This window comes from Paraplanobispora siamensis (assembly GCF_016863175.1).
In the GTDB taxonomy this organism is placed as follows: Bacteria; Actinomycetota; Actinomycetes; order Streptosporangiales; family Streptosporangiaceae; genus Planobispora; species Planobispora siamensis.
Map to the genome: position 1 here is coordinate 92,290 of NZ_BOOJ01000036.1, position 18,610 is coordinate 110,899.

The 18,610-nt window shown below is 70.5% G+C and carries 18 protein-coding genes and 1 tRNA gene; 9 read left to right on the plus strand and 10 right to left on the minus strand.

All coding sequences use genetic code 11. From position 1 onward, the window contains the following. Positions 1–5 precede the first annotated feature (5 nt). Complete coding sequence (gene serS, locus Psi01_RS22235) at positions 6–1,268, plus strand: serine--tRNA ligase (protein ID WP_204066000.1); 1,263 nt, start codon at positions 6–8, stop codon at positions 1,266–1,268. 42 nt (positions 1,269–1,310) lie between these two features. Here serS and Psi01_RS22240 read toward each other — a convergent pair whose 3' ends face one another. The 4 genes from Psi01_RS22240 to Psi01_RS22255 form a co-directional block, all read right to left on the minus strand. Continuing rightward, on the minus strand, positions 1,311–2,825 hold the full coding sequence (locus Psi01_RS22240; RefSeq protein ID WP_204066001.1) for a hypothetical protein: 1,515 nt from the start codon (positions 2,823–2,825) through the stop codon (positions 1,311–1,313). Continuing rightward, the gene (locus Psi01_RS22245; protein ID WP_204066002.1) at positions 2,822–4,258 is read right to left on the minus strand and encodes a hypothetical protein; all 1,437 of its coding nucleotides are present in this window, start codon (positions 4,256–4,258) and stop codon (positions 2,822–2,824) included. Before Psi01_RS22245 ends, Psi01_RS22240 begins: the two co-directional genes overlap by 4 nt. Positions 4,259–4,374: 116 nt before the next feature. Beyond that, complete coding sequence (locus Psi01_RS22250; protein ID WP_204066003.1) at positions 4,375–5,079, minus strand: hypothetical protein; 705 nt, start codon at positions 5,077–5,079, stop codon at positions 4,375–4,377. 111 nt (positions 5,080–5,190) lie between these two features. Further along, the gene (locus Psi01_RS22255; RefSeq protein WP_204066004.1) at positions 5,191–5,736 is read right to left on the minus strand and encodes a TetR/AcrR family transcriptional regulator; all 546 of its coding nucleotides are present in this window, start codon (positions 5,734–5,736) and stop codon (positions 5,191–5,193) included. A gap of 107 nt (positions 5,737–5,843) precedes the next feature. Here Psi01_RS22255 and Psi01_RS22260 point away from each other — a divergent pair, with 107 nt between their 5' ends. After that, positions 5,844–6,989: an FAD-dependent oxidoreductase gene (locus Psi01_RS22260; protein ID WP_204066005.1), complete on the plus strand. Its 1,146-nt coding sequence runs from the start codon at positions 5,844–5,846 to the stop codon at positions 6,987–6,989. A gap of 183 nt (positions 6,990–7,172) precedes the next feature. Here the strand turns inward: Psi01_RS22260 and Psi01_RS22265 are convergent, their stop codons facing one another. Then, positions 7,173–7,376 carry a cold-shock protein gene (locus Psi01_RS22265; RefSeq protein ID WP_196439280.1) on the minus strand — a complete coding sequence of 68 codons (204 nt, stop codon included), beginning with the start codon at positions 7,374–7,376 and terminating at the stop codon, positions 7,173–7,175. Positions 7,377–7,619: 243 nt separating this feature from the next. On the opposite strand from Psi01_RS22265, the gene Psi01_RS22270 reads away from it, so the two are divergent. Beyond that, positions 7,620–8,465 (plus strand): HAD family hydrolase, encoded by an 846-nt coding sequence (locus tag Psi01_RS22270; protein WP_204066006.1) that lies wholly within the window; start codon positions 7,620–7,622, stop codon positions 8,463–8,465. Positions 8,466–8,517: 52 nt separating this feature from the next. Here Psi01_RS22270 and Psi01_RS22275 read toward each other — a convergent pair whose 3' ends face one another. Together Psi01_RS22275 and Psi01_RS22280 are read right to left on the minus strand one after the other, a co-directional pair. Further along, positions 8,518–9,027 carry a bacterial proteasome activator family protein gene (locus Psi01_RS22275; RefSeq protein ID WP_204066007.1) on the minus strand — a complete coding sequence of 170 codons (510 nt, stop codon included), beginning with the start codon at positions 9,025–9,027 and terminating at the stop codon, positions 8,518–8,520. Positions 9,028–9,096: 69 nt separating this feature from the next. After that, positions 9,097–10,059, minus strand: coding sequence for an NAD(P)H-quinone oxidoreductase (locus Psi01_RS22280; RefSeq protein ID WP_204066008.1), 963 nt, complete (start codon positions 10,057–10,059; stop codon positions 9,097–9,099). A 114-nt stretch (positions 10,060–10,173) separates the two neighbouring features. On the opposite strand from Psi01_RS22280, the gene Psi01_RS43440 reads away from it, so the two are divergent. Together Psi01_RS43440 and Psi01_RS22290 are read left to right on the plus strand one after the other, a co-directional pair. Beyond that, the gene (locus tag Psi01_RS43440; RefSeq protein WP_239127924.1) at positions 10,174–12,492 is read left to right on the plus strand and encodes a MinD/ParA family ATP-binding protein; all 2,319 of its coding nucleotides are present in this window, start codon (positions 10,174–10,176) and stop codon (positions 12,490–12,492) included. Between the two features lie 95 nt (positions 12,493–12,587). Then, positions 12,588–12,676 (plus strand) — tRNA-Ser (locus Psi01_RS22290). Between the two features lie 134 nt (positions 12,677–12,810). Here Psi01_RS22290 and Psi01_RS22295 read toward each other — a convergent pair. After that, entirely contained in the window at positions 12,811–13,686 is an 876-nt protein-coding gene (locus Psi01_RS22295; RefSeq protein ID WP_204066009.1) for an aldo/keto reductase family oxidoreductase, read from the minus strand. 132 nt (positions 13,687–13,818) lie between these two features. Here Psi01_RS22295 and Psi01_RS22300 point away from each other — a divergent pair, with 132 nt between their 5' ends. From Psi01_RS22300 to Psi01_RS22310, 3 genes are all read left to right on the plus strand, one after another. Further along, entirely contained in the window at positions 13,819–14,304 is a 486-nt protein-coding gene (locus tag Psi01_RS22300) for a winged helix-turn-helix transcriptional regulator (RefSeq protein ID WP_204066010.1), read from the plus strand. 138 nt (positions 14,305–14,442) lie between these two features. Then, positions 14,443–14,841, plus strand: a complete 399-nt coding sequence (locus Psi01_RS22305) for a DUF6461 domain-containing protein (protein WP_204066011.1) — start codon at positions 14,443–14,445, stop codon at positions 14,839–14,841. 112 nt (positions 14,842–14,953) lie between these two features. Then, complete coding sequence (locus Psi01_RS22310; protein ID WP_204066012.1) at positions 14,954–16,987, plus strand: hypothetical protein; 2,034 nt, start codon at positions 14,954–14,956, stop codon at positions 16,985–16,987. On the opposite strand, the gene Psi01_RS22315 is transcribed toward Psi01_RS22310, so the two are convergent. Next, positions 16,974–17,423, minus strand: coding sequence for a hypothetical protein (locus tag Psi01_RS22315; RefSeq protein ID WP_204066013.1), 450 nt, complete (start codon positions 17,421–17,423; stop codon positions 16,974–16,976). The two genes, Psi01_RS22310 and Psi01_RS22315, sit on opposite strands and share 14 nt — an antisense overlap. A 161-nt stretch (positions 17,424–17,584) precedes the next feature. Here Psi01_RS22315 and Psi01_RS22320 point away from each other — a divergent pair, with 161 nt between their 5' ends. Beyond that, positions 17,585–17,806 carry a hypothetical protein gene (locus tag Psi01_RS22320; RefSeq protein ID WP_204066014.1) on the plus strand — a complete coding sequence of 74 codons (222 nt, stop codon included), beginning with the start codon at positions 17,585–17,587 and terminating at the stop codon, positions 17,804–17,806. 69 nt (positions 17,807–17,875) lie between these two features. Here the strand turns inward: Psi01_RS22320 and Psi01_RS22325 are convergent, their stop codons facing one another. Continuing rightward, positions 17,876–18,589 carry an SDR family oxidoreductase gene (locus Psi01_RS22325; RefSeq protein WP_204066015.1) on the minus strand — a complete coding sequence of 238 codons (714 nt, stop codon included), beginning with the start codon at positions 18,587–18,589 and terminating at the stop codon, positions 17,876–17,878. Positions 18,590–18,610: the final 21 nt, after the last annotated feature.

The following is an 18,610-nucleotide window of genomic DNA, read 5'->3' on the forward strand; positions in this document are numbered from 1 at the left end:
TGTCTGTGATTGACCTGCGTACCCTTCGTGAGGATCCCGACCGGCTACGGGCGTCGCAGCGTGCCCGCGGTGAGGACGACTCTGTCGTCGATACGCTGCTCGACCTCGACGGGCGCCGCCGCTCCGCGCTGGCCTCGTTCGAGTCGCTGCGCGCCGAGCAGAAGACCATGGGCAAGTCGGTCTCGAAGGCGTCCGGTGAGGAGAAGACGGCGCTGTTGAACCGCGCCAAGGACCTCGCCGCGCAGGTGAAGGCCCTGGAGGCCGAGGCCGAGAAGCTGGCGGCCGAGCTCGACGAGGTCCTGCAGACGGTGCCCAACATCGTCGAGGAGGGCGCCCCGCAGGGCGGCGAGGACGACTACGTCGTGCTCGAGGAGATCGGCGAGAAGCGCGCCTTCGACTTCGAGCCCCGTGATCACCTGGAGCTGGGCGAGCTGCTCGGCGCCATCGACATGGAGCGCGGCGCGAAGGTCTCGGGCTCGCGGTTCTTCTTCCTCAAGGGCGTCGGCGCCCGGCTCCAGCTCGGCCTGCTCAACATGGCGATGCAGCAGGCGGTCGAGGCCGGGTTCACCCCGATGATCACGCCTGTCCTGGTCAAGCCCGAGGCCATGCAGGGCACCGGTTTCCACGTCGCCCACGACAAGGAGATCTACCGCCTGCCCGATGACGACCTCTACCTGGTCGGCACCTCGGAGGTGCCGCTGGCGGCCTACCACGCCGACGAGATCCTCGACGGCTCCGCGCTGCCGTACCGCTACGCCGGATGGTCGTCCTGCTTCCGCAGGGAGGCGGGCTCGTACGGCAAGGACACCCGGGGCATCATCCGGGTCCACCAGTTCGACAAGGTCGAGATGTTCTCCTACTGCCGTCCCGAGGACGCGCACGAGGAGCACCTGCGCCTTCTCGCCTGGGAGAAGGAGATGCTCGCCAAGATCGAGGTGCCCTACCGCATCATCGACACGGCCGCGGGCGACCTCGGCACCTCGGCCGCGCGCAAGTACGACTGCGAGGCCTGGATCCCGACCCAGGGCCGCTACCGCGAGCTGACCTCGACCTCCAACTGCACCGACTTCCAGGCCCGCCGCCTGGGCGTGCGCTTCCGTGACTCCGGCGGCAAGCCCCAGCACGTCGCCACGCTGAACGGCACGCTGGCCACCACCCGCTGGATCGTCGCCATCCTGGAGAACCACCAGCAGGCCGACGGCTCGGTCGTGGTGCCCAAGGCCCTGCGCCCCTACGTCGGTCTCGACGTCCTGGAGCCGGCCAAGTAAGTCCCGCGATCCCCGGGGCCCGCCGCGGCGGGCCCCGGGGCCTCACGGACGGTCTCCGCGAACCGGGCCCCTCCGGCCTTCCCATCCGGCCAGTGCCGACCCCGCCAGCCCGATGACGGTGGCGGAGCAGGAGAACGCCACCGCCGTTCCGTAGCCGCCCGGGGTTCCCGAGACCCAGCCGAGGAAGAGGGCCCAGATCGCCAGCGTGGTGCCTGCGGACGCCGTCAGAACGCAGGACCACGCCCAGGCGCGCATGCGTGCCGGGCGGGCCGCGACGATCGCGAACGCCACGCTCACCACGGCGAAGGTCAGAGCCGCCATGGTCGTGATGGGCGAGAACAGGTCCCCGTCCAAGGTGATCGCGATGAGGAGGCCGACGGAGGCCAGGGTGTAGGCGGCGGCCGCGTAACCGTGGCCGGGGGCGTGACGACGGCGGGCCACGGCGATCCCGGCCAGGAAAACGATCAACCCGGCGAACAGGCCCATCGCATATTCCCATGTCAGGTCGGGATCCGCTCCGTTGAGCGGGATCGCCGCCTCTGTGGAGAGCGAACGGCCGTCGGCGGAGAAGCCCAGGCGCCGCCAGGCGCCGTCCGCGTCCCGTACGGCGATGCCGTCGCTGCCGTTGGCCACGACCACCACGTGGCCGTCCGGGGTGGCGTGCACCGCGACGGCCACGGAGCCCCATTGCTTCCATGACGTGCCGTCCCAGACCCGCCGGAGTATCTCCTCGCGGTCCTCGGGAACCTCCCACGCGATCTTCCAGCTCCCCCCGTCGTCGCGTGACTCCTGTACGGCCAGACGGCCACGGACGACGCGGTAGCAGTGGCCGGGCTCGCCGGGGACACAGCTCTCGGGCACCGGGGACACCGGCCGGGCGGGCGAGGTCGACGCCGGACCCGCGTCCGGGGTGCGCGCAGCCGGGGCGGACGGGCCCGGAGACGAGCCTGGAGACGAGCCCGGGCCGGGAGCGGGGGCCGGCTGCCGGACCCAGGTCCGGCCGTCGTCCCGGGACGTGATCGGGCCGTAGTCCGCTCCGTGCCCGTCGAAAACGGTGATCGCCTCACCGTCGCTGACGACCGTGGTCGCGTCGGGAGGCGGGGGCACCGCCGCGGTGGCGGTGACGGCGATCAGGGCGATGGGGACGATGATGAGGGTGCGGGCTCGCCGTACGGCCTGCTCGGACTGGCAGCGGCGCCAGATGAGCCAGGCGGCGGCCAGGGCGGGCAGGGTGATCAGGTCGGTGGGGTCGGCCAGGACCCGGGAGGGTCCGGCGAGCAGGGTCCAGGCTTGCGAGGCGGCCTCGGCGCCGGCTTGCGTGGTCTTGACCAGGGTGAAACCGAGGCCGGTGGCGATCACGGCGGCGAGGGCGGGGACGCGGGCGAGAGCGAGCAGGGGCGGGGCGACCATCAGGCCGGCGAGGTCGCTGAGCTTGCCGGTGACGAGGCCGGGCCACAGATGCTTGAGCAGGTGGTCGTTGATCAGCAGGACGAAGGTGGCGATCACGGTCACCGGATGACCGATCCACGCCAGCGTCGCACCGGGTGGACACCTCATGCCGGATCCTCGGGATCTCCGCCCGTCATGATCTCCAGCCGCGAGTTCTCCCGGGCGATGGGTCTGCGGCCTCGGTAGCCGGCCGTCACCGTGGTCGCCACGCCGATGATCACTGCGAGGCAGGAGAGCCACACCGCCGTCGAGTAGTCGTCGGGAGCGCCCTGGGTCCATCCGGAGAAGAGGCTCCAGACGGTGAGCATGGTGGCCGGCGGGGTGACGAGGAGGAAGAGCCACGTCCAGCCGTTCGGGCGTACCGCCATGGCCGCGATGACCGCGAAGATCAGGCCCAGCAGGGCGCAGGCGCCTCCCAGAATGGACGGCAGATTCACGATCAGGTACGGCTCGCCCATACCCCGGAGAGTCATCAGGAAGCCGGCCGAGATGAGCGCTGAAGCGATCACGGCGAAGACGACGGCGGCTTTCCCGGAACGGAAGGCCGCGCCGACTCCGGCCAGGAACACGAGCAGCCCGGCGAAGAACCCCATGGTGCGCTCGGGCTCCAGGTTGACGTCCGACGGCCGCAGGGACTCCGCGGCCTCCGGGGAGAAACCGTCGCCGGAGGCGCCGAGCCGCTGCCAGGCCCCGCTCTCATCCCGTACGGCGATGCCGTCGCTGCCGTTCGCCGCGACCACCACGTGGCCCCCGGCCGTCTTCTGCACCGCGATGGCCTGGGAACCCGTCCAGAGGTGTTCACCCGCGGGACCGTAACGCCGTCGCAGCATGTCCTCCCGCCCCTCCGAGAGCTGCCAGGCCGCGCTCCAGGTCCGCCCGCCGTCCCGGGACTCCTGCACGGCCAGTCGGGGCGGGTCGACGCGGTAGCAGTGGGCGGGCTCGCCGGGAACACAGTCCTGGGTCCTGGGGCGCGGCCGGGGATAGACCACCGGGGTCGACCGCGGCGGCGGGACCTCCCAGGTCTGCCCGCCGTCCCGGGAGACGTAGGGGCCGTCATAGTCGCTCTCGAAGAAGACGGTGATCGCGTCACCGTCGACGGAGACCCCGGTCGTCGCGCTCCAGCGTGACGCTCCCTCCGGCGCGGTGGCGGTGACGGCGATCAGGGCGATGGGGACGATGATGAGGGTGCGGGCTCGCCGTACGGCCTGCTCGGACTGGCAGCGGCGCCAGATGAGCCAGGCGGCGGCCAGGGCGGGCAGGGTGATCAGGTCGGTGGGGTCGGCCAGGACCCGGGAGGGTCCGGCGAGCAGGGTCCAGGCTTGCGAGGCGGCCTCGGCGCCGGCTTGCGTGGTCTTGACCAGGGTGAAACCGAGGCCGGTGGCGATCACGGCGGCGAGGGCGGGGACGCGGGCGAGAGCGAGCAGGGGCGGGGCGACCATCAGGCCGGCGAGGTCGCTGAGCTTGCCGGTGACGAGGCCGGGCCACAGATGCTTGAGCAGGTGGTCGTTGATCAGCAGGACGAAGGTGGCGATCACGGTCACCGGATGACCGATCCACGCCAGCGCCGAGGCAGCCGAGTACCACGCCGACGCCGATACGGGCGAGTCCCCGGCCGAGCCCGATGTGTTCCGAGGCGCCGTCGAATCGGCTGAGGGCATCATGCCGGGTCCTCGCTGTCTTCGCCGGTCACGATCTCCAGCCGCGAGTCCTCCCGGACGATGGGTCTGCGGCCCCGGTGGCCGGCCGTCACCGTGGTCGCCACGCCGATGATCACTGCGAGGCAGGAGAGCCACACCGCCGTCGAGTAATACTCGGGCGTGCCCCGGAGCCATCCGGAGAAGAGGCTCCAGACGGTGAGCATGGTGGCCGGCGGGGTGACGAGGAGGAAGAGCCACGTCCAGCCGCGTGGACGTGCCGCGACGGCCGTGACGATCGCGAAGATCATGCCCAGCAGGGCGCAGGCGCCTCCCAGGACGAACGGCAGGTTCACGATCAGGTACGGGCGCCCTGCGCCTTGGAGGGTGATCAGGAAGCCGGCTGAGACGAACGCGGAAGCGATCGCGGCGAAGACGACGGTGGATTTCCTGTGGCGGCAGGCCGCGGCGGTTCCGGCCAGGAAGGTGAGGAGACCGGCGAAGATCCCCGTGACGCGCTCCGCCCCCAGGTTGAGTTCCGGGGGCGGGTAGCTCTCCGGCGCGGCGGCGGTCACGGCGATCAGGCCGGTGAGGTCGCCGAGTTTTCCGGTGACGAGGCCGGGCCACAGGTGCTTGAGCAGGTGGTCGTTGGTCAGCAGGACGAAGGTGGCGATCACGGTCGCCGGATGACCGAGCCAGGTCGGCGCCGAACCGGACAGATGCCTCATGCTGGGATGGACATCGTGGCAGGGGGTCCGGTTCGGCGCGTGACGGTTCTTGTGATCAAGCCGTGTCCGCTCCGTGTCCCGGCGTCACCGTACCCGTAGAGCGGGCGCGGCTCACTCGGTGAGATAGCGCTGGAGGGTCGGGCCCAGCCAGTGCACGATCTCCTCGCGGGACAGGGCGACGACGGGCGGCAGGCGGAGCACGTAGCGGCACAGGGCCATGCCCAGCACCTGGGAGGCGGCGAGACCGGCCCGTGCGGGGGCCTGGGCGGGGTCGCCGCAGAGCGCGGCGGCCGCCGGGCCGAGCTGGGCGGCGAAGATCCCGCGCATGCGCCCGGCGACGGCCTCGTTGGTGACACCGGTGCGCAGCAGGATCATCATCCCCTCGTCCTCCTCCCACCGGTCGAGGAAGTGGGCGGCGAGCGCCGCTCCCACGGTCTCGCGGGGCAGGGCGGTCAGGTCGGGGAGCCGCAGGTCCACCTCCGCCGCCGCGGCGAACAGCTTGTCCTTGCTGCCGAAGTAGCGCATGACCATGGACGGGTCGATCTCCGCGTCCGCGGCGATGGCGCGGATGGTCGCCTTCTCGTAGCCGTCGGCGGCGAACCGCTCGCGGGCCGCGGTCAGGATCACGGCCTTGGTGTCCTCCGAGGATCTCCTCATGCCAACAACTGTAGGCCAACAGGTGTTGACATCGCCAGCCGGTAGGCGCACAGTTAAGCCAACGGACGTTGGCAAACAACCGTTGGCATCGCTCACCGGAGGTCGAAATGCTCCCCACCAGCACGGACGTTCTCGTCGTCGGCGCCGGCCCGACCGGCCTCACCGTCGCCGTCTCCCTCGCCGGCCAGGGTCACGACGTGACCGTCGTCGACAACCAGGCCGCAGGCGACAACACCTCGCGGGCCGCGGTGGTCCACGCCAGGACGCTGGAGGTCCTGGAGCCGCTGGGGGTCTCGGGCCGCCTGACCGGCCTGGGCATCCACGCCCGCCGGTTCACCATCAGGGACCGAGACCGGCTGCTCGTCCCGGTCGAGTTCGACCGGCTCCCCACCGCCTACCCCTACACCCTGATGATCTCCCAGGCCGAGACCGAGCGGATCCTGCTGGAGCGCCTGACCGAGCTGGGCGCCCGCGTCGCCAGGCCGTACACGCTTCAGAGCCTCGTCCAGGACGACGACGGGGTGACGGCGACGATGACCGACGGGAGCGCCGTGCGGGCGAGGTATCTGGTCGGTGCGGACGGCATGCACAGCACCGTCCGCGAGCAGGCGGGCATCGGTTTCACCGGCGGGCAGTACGCCGAGTCGTTCAGCCTGGCCGACGTCCGGCTCGGCGGCGGGGTGCCCGCCGACGAGGTCGTCCTGTACTTCTCACCCGCCGGACTCGTCGTGGTCGCTCCCCTGCCCGGAGGGAGCCACCGGATCGTGGCGACCGTGGACGAGGCGCCCGCCGTACCCGATGCGGCCTTCGTCCAGGCTCTCCTGGACGCCAGGGGGCCGCAGCGGGACCCCGTGGTGGTGCACGAGGTCATCTGGGGATCGCGGTTCCGGGTCCACCACCGGGTGGCCGACGCCTACCGGGCCGGGCGGGTGGTCCTGGCCGGGGACGCCGCCCACGTCCACAGCCCCGCGGGCGGCCAGGGGATGAACACCGGGATCCAGGACGCCACGGTGCTGGGCGAGGCGCTCAGCGCGGCGCTGAAGGGGGACGAGGCCGCCCTGGACGCCTACGGGGCCGTCCGCAGGCCGGTCGCCGAGCAGGTGGTCGCGTTCGCCGGGCGTCTCACCCGGCTGGCGACCCTGAGCAGGAGCATTCGCCCGGTCCGCAACCTCGTGCTGCGCGCTCTGGCGCACGTGGCCGGGTTCCGCCGGAATCTGGCCTGGCGGCTGTCGGGGCTGGTCTACCGCGCTTGAGCCCGTGTTCACGGAGCTCTGACGGATTTGCTCCAGAGAGTTCTATTACGGTTCATCTATGAAGATTTGCCGTACCTGCCCGGAAACGGCCCTTCAAGGCAGTTGTCCGGGCAGGACCGAAAAACACAGAGGCGAGGTTCGCGGTAAGCGAAACCTCGCCTCTGTGGTTATCAGGTCTGGGGATCAGACGGCGCGGACCTGCGAGGCCTGCGGGCCCTTCTGACCCTGCGTGATCTCGAATTCGACCCGCTGGCCGTCCTCGAGGCTACGGTAGCCGTTGCCGACGATCTCGGAGAAGTGCACGAACACGTCCGGCGCACCGCCGTCCGGTGCGATGAAGCCGAAGCCCTTTTCAGCGTTGAACCACTTGACGGTTCCCTGAGCCATTAAAGCTCTCCCTCAGGATTTGAAGCTATGGGATTCACACCTCGTGAACCCCCGTGTGTCGTACAGCGGGGCCCCGGGTGGCTCAGATCTCAGCTCTGGTCATGCACTACGGGATCAGCTAATACAACGCCATCACATCTAACACTATCCCGGGGCCGTATGTTCCCGCCATCAGGAAGATTCCTCGCCGTACGGGTCCCGGCACTGGCGCCGGGAGGATCACAGTGCACACTGGGACCTGTTATGGGAAGTCCCCGGCTCGTCGCCACCGACCTCGACGGCACCGCTCTGCGCTCTGACGGCACCGTCTCGCCCCGTACCGCCGCCGCGTTCGCCCGCGTCGAGAACGCCGGTGCCACGCTGGTCTTCGTCACCGGCCGCCCGCCCCGGTGGATGCACACCGTCGCGGGCGCCGTACACCACCGGGGGCTGGCCATATGCGCCAACGGCGCCCTGGTGTACGACCTGCACACCGAGCAGATCGTGAAGTCGCGCCTCATCCAGCCGGACGTGCTGGAGGAGGTGGTGAGACGGCTGCGCGACAAGGTCCCCGAACTGTCGTTCTCCGTGGAGTACGAGGGCGGCTTCGCCCACGAGTCGGACTTCCGCCTGGGCGGCTGGGACCGCAAGGCGGTCGCCGGGCTCCGTGTCGGAACCGACACACTCACCTCACGCCCGTGCGCCAAACTTCTGGCCCTGCATCCCCGGATGGACCCCGACATCCTCCAGGCGGCCGTGTGCGGGGTGGTGGGCGATCTGGTGACGCCCACCCACTCCAGCGGCCGGGCCCTGATCGAGATGAGCGCCCACGGCGTGACGAAGGCGTCGGCGCTGGCCGAGCTCGCGGAGGCGCAGCAGATCGGCTCGGACAGCGTGGTGGCCTTCGGGGACATGCCGAACGACCTGCCGATGCTGCGATGGGCCGGTACGGCCTACGCCGTCGCCAACGCCCATCCCGAGGTGCTGGCCGCGGTGCACCACGTGACCGCGGCCAACGACGAGGACGGGGTCGCCCGGATCCTGGAGGAGCTCTTCCAGGACACGCCGCAGGAGCCCCTCGGCGAGCCCTCGGCGCACCGGGGGACCTGACAGGCGGGTGGCTTGCTCCGGACTCCTGCGGACCTGCAGGGTCCTGCGGGTCCTACAGGTAGGGGCCGGAGCTCGCCGGCGGGTGGCCCTCCTGCAGGGAGGCGCCGCCGGGCAGCGCCCTGCGCATGTTCTCCAGCTGGGCCCTGGCGGCCATCTGCTGGGCGAACAACGTGGTCTGTATCCCGTGGAACAGACCCTCCAGCCAGCCGACCAGCTGCGCGTGCGCGACCCGCAGCTCGGCGTCACTGGGCGGGGTGCCGTTCTCCTCCTCGGTGAAGGGGAGCGACAGGCGTTCCAGCTCCTCCACCAGCTCGGGTGCCAGGCCGTCCTCGAGCTCCTTGATGGAGCTCTGGTGGATCTCCTTGAGCCGCTTGCGACTGGCCTCGTCCAGCGGAGCGGCCCGGACCTCCTCGAGGAGCTGGCGGATCATGCTGCCGATGCGCATCACCTTGGCGGGCTGCTCGACAAGATCAGTGATCGACCGCTCGTCGCCGTCGTCCTGGGACTGGACGCCCTGGGGACCCACGACAACGATGTGCGGGGTGTTCTCCTCTGCGTTCATGACCTCAACCTACTAACTGCCGTACCGCCGCGAGACGGTACGGGGGCCGACACGTTTCCCCGTCCCCGCTCACGGGGTGTTCGTCAGGATGACCTTCCCGACGTGCTCTCCGGACTCCATGATCTCGTGCGCCCGGGCGGCCTCGCTCATCGGCACCCGCGCGTGCACCACCGGGCGGATCACCCCGGCGTCGGCCAGGGGCCAGACGTTCTCCACGACGCCGCGCACGATGACGCCCTTCTCGTCGACCGGCCGCGCGCGCAGCGTGGTCCCGTGCACCGAGGCGCGCTTGACGAGCAGGGCGCCCAGATCGAGCTCGCCCTTGGACCCGCCCTGCATCCCGATCACCACGATCCGCCCGCCGGTCTTGAGCGCCCTGACGTTCTGCTGCAGGTATCGCCCGCCGATGATGTCGAGGATCACGTCGGCCTGGACCTTCTCCGCGAAGTCCTCCCGGCGGTAGTCGACGCCCTCGTCCGCACCCAGCTCCAGACACCTGGCGATCTTCTCGGGTGAGCCCGCGGTGACCGCGACGCGCGAGCCGAAGGCCTTGGCCAGCTGGATGGCGAAGGTGCCGATCCCGCTGGCGCCGCCGTGCACGAGCAGGGTCTCGCCCTTCCTGAGCCGCGCGGTCATGAACACGTTGGACCAGACCGTGCACGCGACCTCGGGCAGCCCGGCCGCGTCGACCAGGTCCACCCGCTCGGGGACGCGCATGACCTGCTGCCAGGGGACGGCCACCCGCTCGGCGTATCCGCCGCCGGCCAGGAGAGCGCACACCCGGTCGCCCGGAGTGAAACCGATCACATCCGGGCCCACCTCGCTGACGACCCCCGAGCACTCCAGCCCCGGGTACGGCGGGGTTCCGGGGGGCGGGTCGTAGAAACCCTGCCGTTGCAACAGGTCCGCCCGGTTGACCGCCGAGGCGGCGACGTCGATGATGATTTCGCCCCGTTCGGGACGAGGGTCGGGGACCTCCCGCCAGGAGAGGACCTCGGGCCCGCCGGGCCTGTCGATCACGATGGCGTGCATGCGGCTCACGCTATCGGGGAACCCAACTCGGTGGTTGCCCGCATTGAAGAGAACACGTGGCGTTAATCTTCAATGTGTTTGCTGCCCCTTTAGCCCATCCCGAGGGGGAACACGGTGGCACGACACGATCGTGAGGAATCTCTCGAGGAACAGCTCGCCTGGCTTGACGCCATCAAGGAGCAGGAGGAGGCACCGATCGCGGTGACCGCCAAGGTCGCCACGACCTCTGACGACGCCGTCGTCTCTCCATATCCGCAGGACCCGTGGAGCCTGGTGCCCACGGAGCCGGACCCTGCCTCCTCGCCGCTGTTCCGCACGGCCGCCGACCCGGACCGCGGTTCCACGAGCCCGTCCGTGACCGTCGCCGACCCGCCGTCGGAGCGTCAGGCCGAGGAGGCCGACGCGGCCGAGTGGCTGGAGGCCGCCGAGGCGGCGGGCTCGTTCACCCTCCCCTCAGCCCCCTCCGCGCCCGCTCCGGCCGACAACGACGCCTTCCTGGCGCCGCTCAAGCCGCTGCCCCGCCAGGAGGACGTCGGCTACGGTCCCGCGGACGGCGGCGACTTCGCCGGATCGGAGAGGTCCGAGAGAGAGTCCTCCCGGGGCCTGTTCGAGGAGCCCCGCCGCACCGCGCCCGAGCAGCCGGAGTCCTTCACGCTCCCGTCCGTCAGGCCGCCGGTTCCCGGCGCGGAGCCGTTCGCCGCGAACGGCGAGCAGGAGACCGGGCGCTGGAGCACCGGGCCGGACACCGGGGGATTCGGCGGCGCGGCCGAGCCGGAGACCGAGCGTCCCGCCGGCCACGCCGAGCAGGAGGCCGACCGATTCGTTTCCGGTGGCGCCGAGCAGGACGCGGAGCCGTCCGGGAGCCCTGAGCACTTCGGCGACGCTGAGCGCGAGACCGGGCACTTCGGCGGTGGCGAGCGTTTCGGCGGCGCCGAGCGCTTTGGCGGCGCCGAGCCCTTCGGCGGCGCCGAGCCCTTCGGCGGTGCCGAGCGCTTTGGCGGTGCCGAGTCCTTCGGTGGCGCGTCCGAGGGTGAGCAGGCCGCCGACCGCTTCGACCGGGGCGACACCGACCCCGGATACGACCGCTCCGCGCGCGGCACCACCGAGTCCGTGCACGACCGGTTCGCGCCCGGAGGCTCCTGGCCGGAGCCTCCCGCCGCCTTCGGTCCCGAACGGCCCGCGCCGGCCGCCGAGGGCCCCGCTCCGAGCATGTTCGACCCCGACCCCTCCGACACCAAGGCCTTCCCCCGCGACCGGGGCGCGGTCTTCGGGCCCGAGAGGAGCGAGACGTTCGCGTCCGGCGGGGATGCGGCCTTCGCCCGCGAGCAGGAGGCGAAGGCCTCCGCTGAGGCGAAGGCCTCCGCTCCCGGCCGTTCCGGGCCCGAACGGGACACGGCCGAGAGCGTGCGCGAGCCGTACCAGCCGCGCCGTCGCCAGACCCCCCAGCCGCACGCCTTCGCCTCCCCGGCGCGGCAGACGAACCTCGGCGGGGCCCCCCGGCCGTCGGCCGACAGCCTCGACCCCGAGTCGCTGCTCAGAGGCCGCCGCAACGGGCCCTCCGGCGGCTGGCGCAAGCTCGTCTACAAGGCCTCGGCCGGCCTGATCAAGCCGGGCGAGTCCCCCGAGGTGCGCCGCCGCAGGGAGCTCGTCGGCCGCGCCCGCACCCCCGTGGCGACCGGCCACCACCGCGTGGCCGTACTGAGCCTGAAGGGCGGTGTCGGCAAGACCACCACCACGGTCGGCCTGGGCGCCACCCTGGCCCAGGTCCGCGGTGACCGGGTGATCGCGGTCGACGCCAACCCCGACCGCGGCACGCTGTCCGACAAGGTCGAGCTGGAGACCGCCGCCACCGTCCGCGACCTGCTCAACGAGCGCGGCCAGATCAAGCGCTACGTCGACATCCGGGCCTTCACCTCGCAGGCCCCGTCCCGCCTGGAGATCCTCGCCTCCGACCGCGACCCGTCGGTGTCCGAGGCCTTCAGCGCGTCCGACTACCAGTCGGTGGCCCAGGTCCTGGAGAACTTCTACTCGATCTGCATCACCGACTGCGGCACCGGCCTGCTCCACTCGGCCATGTCCGGCGTCCTCGGCCTGGCCGACCAGCTCGTCCTGGTCAGCTCCCCGTCCGTGGACGGCGCCAGGGCCGCCTCGGCGACCCTGGACTGGCTGGAGGCCCACCACTACGAGCATCTCGTCCGCGCCGCCACGGTGGTGCTGTGCAGCGTCCGCCCCCGGTCGAAGTCCACCGTCGACCTCGACCGCCTGGAAGCCCACTTCGCCGCCCGCTGCCGCGCGGTCATCCGCGTCCCCTACGACCCCCACCTCGAAGAGGGCGCCGAGATCGACCTCGAGAGACTGCAGCCCGCCACCCGCGAGTCCTACCTCCAATTGGCCGCCTCCGTGGGCGACGGCTTCGCCCCGCCCCAGAACTGACCCCGGACCGGGTGGCGTGATCGCCAGGGCGCCACCCGGCCCGCCCGATGAAGCGCTAAGGTTCAATCTGACGCGTCCCCCGGGACGCGCCACCGGGAGAGCTCGCCTAGTGGACGATGGCGGCGGTCTTGAAAACCGCTAGGGCCGGCGACGGTCCTCGTGGGTTCGAATCCCACGCTCTCCGCCCATCCTGAGAAACGGCGCCTGACCAGGGGGTTCCCCGGACCAGGCGCCGTTGACCGTTTCCGGGGGTGCGCAGCCGTACGCCGTCGGCCTGGCTGTCGGACACAGGCTCGGTACGGCAGGCCCCGGAGGGAGTCACTCGCGTCCGATCTTGTCCAGCTCGGCGAGGTCTTCGTCGGACAGTGAGAGCCGGGCGCCGGTGATGTTCTCGCGCAGGTGCGCGAGCGAGGAGGTTCCAGGGATCAGCAGGATGTTCGGTGACCTGTGCAGCAACCAGGCCAGGGCAACCGACATGGGGGTGGACTCCAGCCGGGCGGCGATCGAGGAGAGCGCGGAGGACTGGAGAGGGCTGAACCCGCCGAGCGGGAAGAACGGCACGTAGGCGATGTGTTCGGCGGCGAGCCGGTCGATCAGCTCGTCGTCGTGGCGGTGGGCGAGGTTGTACATGTTCTGCACGCTCACGATCGGCGCGATGCTCTGAGCTTCGGCGACCTGTTCGGCGGTGGCGTTGCTCACACCGAGGTGACGGATGACGCCCTGCCTCTGGAGTTCGACGAGCGTCTCGAACGCTTCGGCGATCGAGCCCGTCTGAGGCCCCTCGGCGTTGCCGAGCCGGAGGTTCACCAGGTCCAGCGCCTCGAGTCCGAGGGACTCGAGGTTCTCCTCGACCTGGCGACGCAACTGGTCCGGCTGCCGCGCCGTCGGCCACCCGCCCCGCTCATCCCGCCGCGCGCCGACCTTCGTCACGATGTGCAGCGACTCCGGGTAAGGATGCAGCGCTTCGCGGATCAGTCGGTTGGTGATGCGCGGGCCGTAGGCGTCGCTGGTGTCGATGTGGGTGATCCCGAGGTCGACGGCCTCGCGCAGGACGGCGATCGCGCCGTCCCGGTCGGCGGGCGGCCCCATGACCCACGGGCCCGCGAGTTGCATCGCACCATAGCCGAAGCGGGTGACGGTCAGATCACCCAGAGCCCAGATGCCACCGGGAAGCGAAAGGGAGAGTGTGCTCATGCCTCTTGTCTTTCATGTCGATCTCAGCACTGGTGCCTCACGGCGCCTAACTTCATAATTGTTGTGCAACTCTCCAATGGGAAGTGGGCACTTCAGAGTGCCTTGGTAACCCGCAGGTGACAGGAGTGGACGATGAGCACAACCACGGCAGCCGAGAAGAGAGTCCAGGCCAAGATCGAGTACAACGCGTTCCTGGCCGTGTGCCCGAGCCGGAAACTGCTCGATCTGATCTCCGACAAATGGGTCGCTCTGATCCTGTGCGCACTCGGTGGCGGGGTTCCCCGGAGTGACGCGAGCCGCCGTGCAGGGCGCGACGGCGCTCTGCCCCAGACCGACGCAGACCGCCCGGGTGAGCCTCGGGCGATGCGCTTCTCGGAGCTGTCCCGGCTGCTTGCGGGCGTCAGCCAGAAGATGCTCACCCAGACGCTGCGTTCCCTGGAGCGCGACGGTCTCATCACGCGCACCGCGACCCCCACCGTCCCCGTCACGGTCTCCTACGAGCTCACTGAACTCGGCCTGTCACTGCACCACCTGATGCGCGGGCTCAAGGACTGGGCCGAGACGCACATGGACGAAGTCCTCACCAACCGTGAAGCACACGATGCCCGCACCGCCTAAACGGATGAGTCCGAAGTCCGGTCAGTGGCGTAGGCGATCAGTGACCGGGTGACGGGCCGGCCGGTGACCCGGTCGTGCCAGGTCGCGGCGGTCAGCGTGGGGCGGGCAAACCCGGCCCACCGGGGAGACGCCTCAGGGGTGGGCTCACCCGCCCGGTACGCGCTGCCGTACCCGCCTGCTGCTTTAGGACTTACTCGTCCAGCTCTGGCAGGTCCGCTGTCCGCGGGCACGTTCGCGGCCGCCGTCCTCGCGACCAGCGAGAACGAGAGCTTCGCCTACTGCGTCGACGGTCAGGCGGTCACCACGTTCGGCCTGTACTCCTACTCCCTCCGGGAAGGATCCGATCCCGACCGGCTCCGGGCCGATGTCGAGGACCTCGGGATGAACGTCGACGGCGACCAGCTCGAATTCCCCGACGACCCCGTCCGCCGGGCTCTCGCCCTCGCCGAGCGCGCCGCGGGCGTCCACTTCTCCGCCGCCCACTACGCCCGCCCCGCGCTGGCCGGACCCACCGAGCACCTCGATCCCTGCCGGTGACGCCCCGGGAGTGAACGCCCTGTAGGCGGTAGCCGTACCGCCTGTGTGTCGTCCTGGCCGAATCCGCCTTCACACGTGCCCTGCGGCCCTCGTGTCGCCGATGATGGACGGCATGACAGAGTCCCCCTCTGTGCCGCCGGGGACCGGGCCGCTCGCACCGGGGTTCTCCGGGATCGACCCGGTGTCGATGAACGGGTTCATCGCCGAACTGGAGCGGGCCGGGCAGGTGATCGCTGAGCAGACCGAGAACATCCGCCGGGAGCTGACAGCCGCCGACCTGCCCGCCGCCGGGCTGGCCCCCATCCGGGAGATCGGTGGCTGGGTCGAGCAGCAGCTGCCCAGGCTGCGTCAGAGGGTGGCGACCATCACCGCTCCCGGGCCCGAGATGCCCGGGACGACCGGCACGGGTCTGCGGCCCTACCGGGAGGCGTCGCTGCTCGCTCCGGCCGAGGCCCGGCGCCAGGGGACCGACCTGGGCAGGCGGTTCGCCGCCATCGACCCGGACGCGTTCCGCCTCGCCGGGCCGTACGCCTCCGACGAGATCGCCGCGGTGCTGAGGGAGCTGAAGGCGCACCGGCACGACGCCGTCTTCACCGCCGCGTTCTTCGCCGCTCTCGGTCCGGCCGGGATCGGTCATGTCACCGCCGCTCTACGCCGCCTGCCCGATGACGAGCGGCCCGATGCGCTCGGTGTGGCCGGTACGGCTTTCGCCTCCGCGGTCAGCGGTGGGGTGGAGGTTCCCGGGTTCGCCGCGGTGATGAAGGCCGTGGAGAAGACGAGGGCCGAGGACACCGAGGGCATGGAGGCGGTCGCCGCCCTGCTGAGCCACGGTGACTACCCGGATGTGTGGCTGGCCGGAGTCGCCGGGCCCGCCCTGGGATCCGGCAGCCGGATCAGCGGTTCGACTCTGGCAGGGCTGCTCGACGCGCTGGGGAACAACCCCGCCGCGGCCCGCCTGGCGATCGGCTCGGCGGCCCGGTTCGGGCCCGACCCGGCTCCGCGGACTTTCTCCCTGCCCTTCGGACAGCTCCCGCCGTTACCGGACAAGTGGGACGGCCGACCCGAGCTGGCCGCGTTCCTGGAAGGGCTCAACGAGCGGGCGCGGAAGACCCCCGAGACGGCGGACGCCTTCGGACGGCTTCTGGCCGCGGCCTCCGGTGTCTACGACGGGAAGGACGGCGAGCACGGCCGGGAGGCGGCGTTCTTCGCCTACACCGTGATGACCACGGCGGACGGGTGGTCGTTGAACGACGCGACCCGGATCCACCTGGCGGAGATCGCGGGCTCGTACGCCACGGAGATCACTCTGGGCGCCAGCCTCAACGATGCGGATCTGGCCCGGGACAGCGCCATGCGGACCACTCCCGGCCTTTTCGAGTGGACGCCGCCACCGGGGGTACGGGGCGCCTTCCGGCTGAGTCCCGAGGACGCCTTCCGCTTCATGACCACCTTCGCCGGTGACGCCGACGCGCGGCTCCGTTTCGATGAGGGCATGGGGGAGTTCCTGCACAGGGTTCTTCCGTATGCGTCGAATGCTGCGAAGAGCAGTGGGAACATCGCTGCGCTGGACAATTTGTTCGGGGCTCTGGGCAACGTCCGAGGCACCGAGCTGGCGGCCGCCGTACGGGTCCTCAAGCCCGGAGATGAAGGCGCGGAGGACGCCGAGGACGCCGAGAGCTTTCTCATGGGTGCCGGCCTGGGAGCGCTCGGGCTGATCTATCCCTTCTCCTCCATCCCCAGGACCTGGACTGCTCTGTCCACCGGGGTTTCCGGCTACTACACCTACGGCCGGGAAACGGAGGAGAAGGTGAAGGAGCTCCTGGAATCGGATGAGGCGGAGACGCTGGGGCGCCGTCGTGAGATGGCCGAGCTTCTAATGACGCAGGGATTCACTCCCCGGACGCCTCCGTCCGGCGTCATCGCCGACTCGGACGGCGGCCTCCGCCCATTCGAGGACATCCTCAAGCAGGGTGCCGCAGGGGCGAAGGCTTTCGACCAGTGGATGGCCGACAACGGCATGGGGAAGGGTGATCTTCTTTCTCTGGGCGAGCTGGTGGCACGGCAGGCTACGGCCTTTAACGGTACGAAAGAAGATGCCTACAGTCGTGGGCGGAATTATGTGGAATCGGGGCTCACGACCGATTGAGGCACTGGGTCTCGCCCCGTACGGAGTATCGGCCCTTAGTGGACTCCAGCAGAATCACGGTCCTTGAAGGCTCGTGCGCCATGCGGATTACTTTTCCTGAACTTTCTGTAATGCCGTAATCGGCGATGTCCTTCAGAACGCTCACCATGATGGAGTTCAGCGTGTAAGGCTCTGACTGCGGAGACGCATCCGGTGCCGTTGCGGCGAAGGTGCGTTTGACCTTGTCGTCTCCGCATGGGATGTCCTTGTCGCCCGGGTCGGTGACCTGCACGTCCTGGGCGCTCACCTCGTCGAGAAGCTTCAGAATGTGCGTCTTGAGAGTGGCCCCCGCCTCGGCCGCCGTCGGTTCGTCGTCGCTGCATCCGGCCATGGCCAGACCGGCCGCCAGAAGCGTCGCGCCGAGCCGTACGGGAAGGCTTCGGTTGGAACGGGGCATTGGATACCCTCCAAAGAGCTGGCCGTCTGAGCGCACCATCTCATATCGTCCGGGAGAGCGCACAAGCCGTTCCAAGGAGAAAGGGGAAGCGTTTGATCCCCGAACCACCGGATATGGCCCCTAATCCCCGTAGGGAAGAATTGGCGCGGGTGCTGGAGAAGGTGCGCATTTACGCGGCGCAGCTGGAGGCGGCGCTGGATCCGGCGCATGCGACGTTCACCGGTGAGGCCGTCTGGACGGGTCCGGCGGCGCGGGACTTCGCCGGGGAGCTGACCGGGCGCAGGGCGCGGCTGCGGATGCTCACCCGGCGGGTCGTCGAGGAGCTGGAGGAAGAGCTGCGGGCCACACCCGAGAAGGTGGCCCGATCCTCGGCCGCGAGGTGAGGCGATCCGTTCCCCGGACCATGCGGTGATGCCGGTCCGGACATCCCCGGCTCGTCGGATCGGAAGTCCTCAGGCCAGGCGATGGCCGCCGTCGACGTGCAGCACCGTCGCGGTGATGAACCCGTTCCGCATCACCGACAGGAACGCCTGGGCGATGTCGTCGGGGGTGCCGATGCGCCGGGCCGGGAGGCGTTCGGACATTTGGGCGAAGGCGGCCTGTCTGTCCATGCCGAGCTGGTCCCAGATGGGGGTGTCCACCCAGCCCGGGGAGATCACGTTCACCCGCACGGGTGCCAGCTCGACGGCCAGCCCGCAGGCCAGCGAGGCGAGCGCGCCGTTGGCCGCGGCCACGATCGTGTTCGACCCGTTCGGCCGGTAGGCGTTGACGCCCGAGGTGTAGGTGATCGATCCGGTCACGTGCCCGGCCGCGTGCCTGCCGACCAGCCAGGCGCCCAGCAGCTTGGTGTCGATGACCGCCCGGGCGGTGGCGGTGGTGACGTCGGCGCTGCGGCCGTACGCCCCGGTCGCGTCCATCGCGGTGACCACCACGTGCTCCACCTGTCCCACCCGGTCGAACAGCCCGGCCACGTCCTCCGCCCGGCCGATGTCCGCCGTCACCGTGCCGAGCCTGCCCTGCGCGTCCCGTTCCAGGTCCGCGCGGGCCGCGGCGAGCCGGTCGGCGGACCGGCCGGCGATCGTCACGTCCATGCCCTCGGCGAGCAGGGTGCGGGCCAGGGCCAGGCCCATTCCGGAGCCGCCTCCGATGATCATTGCGTCAGTCATGCTCCAAGGCTCCGCCGCCCG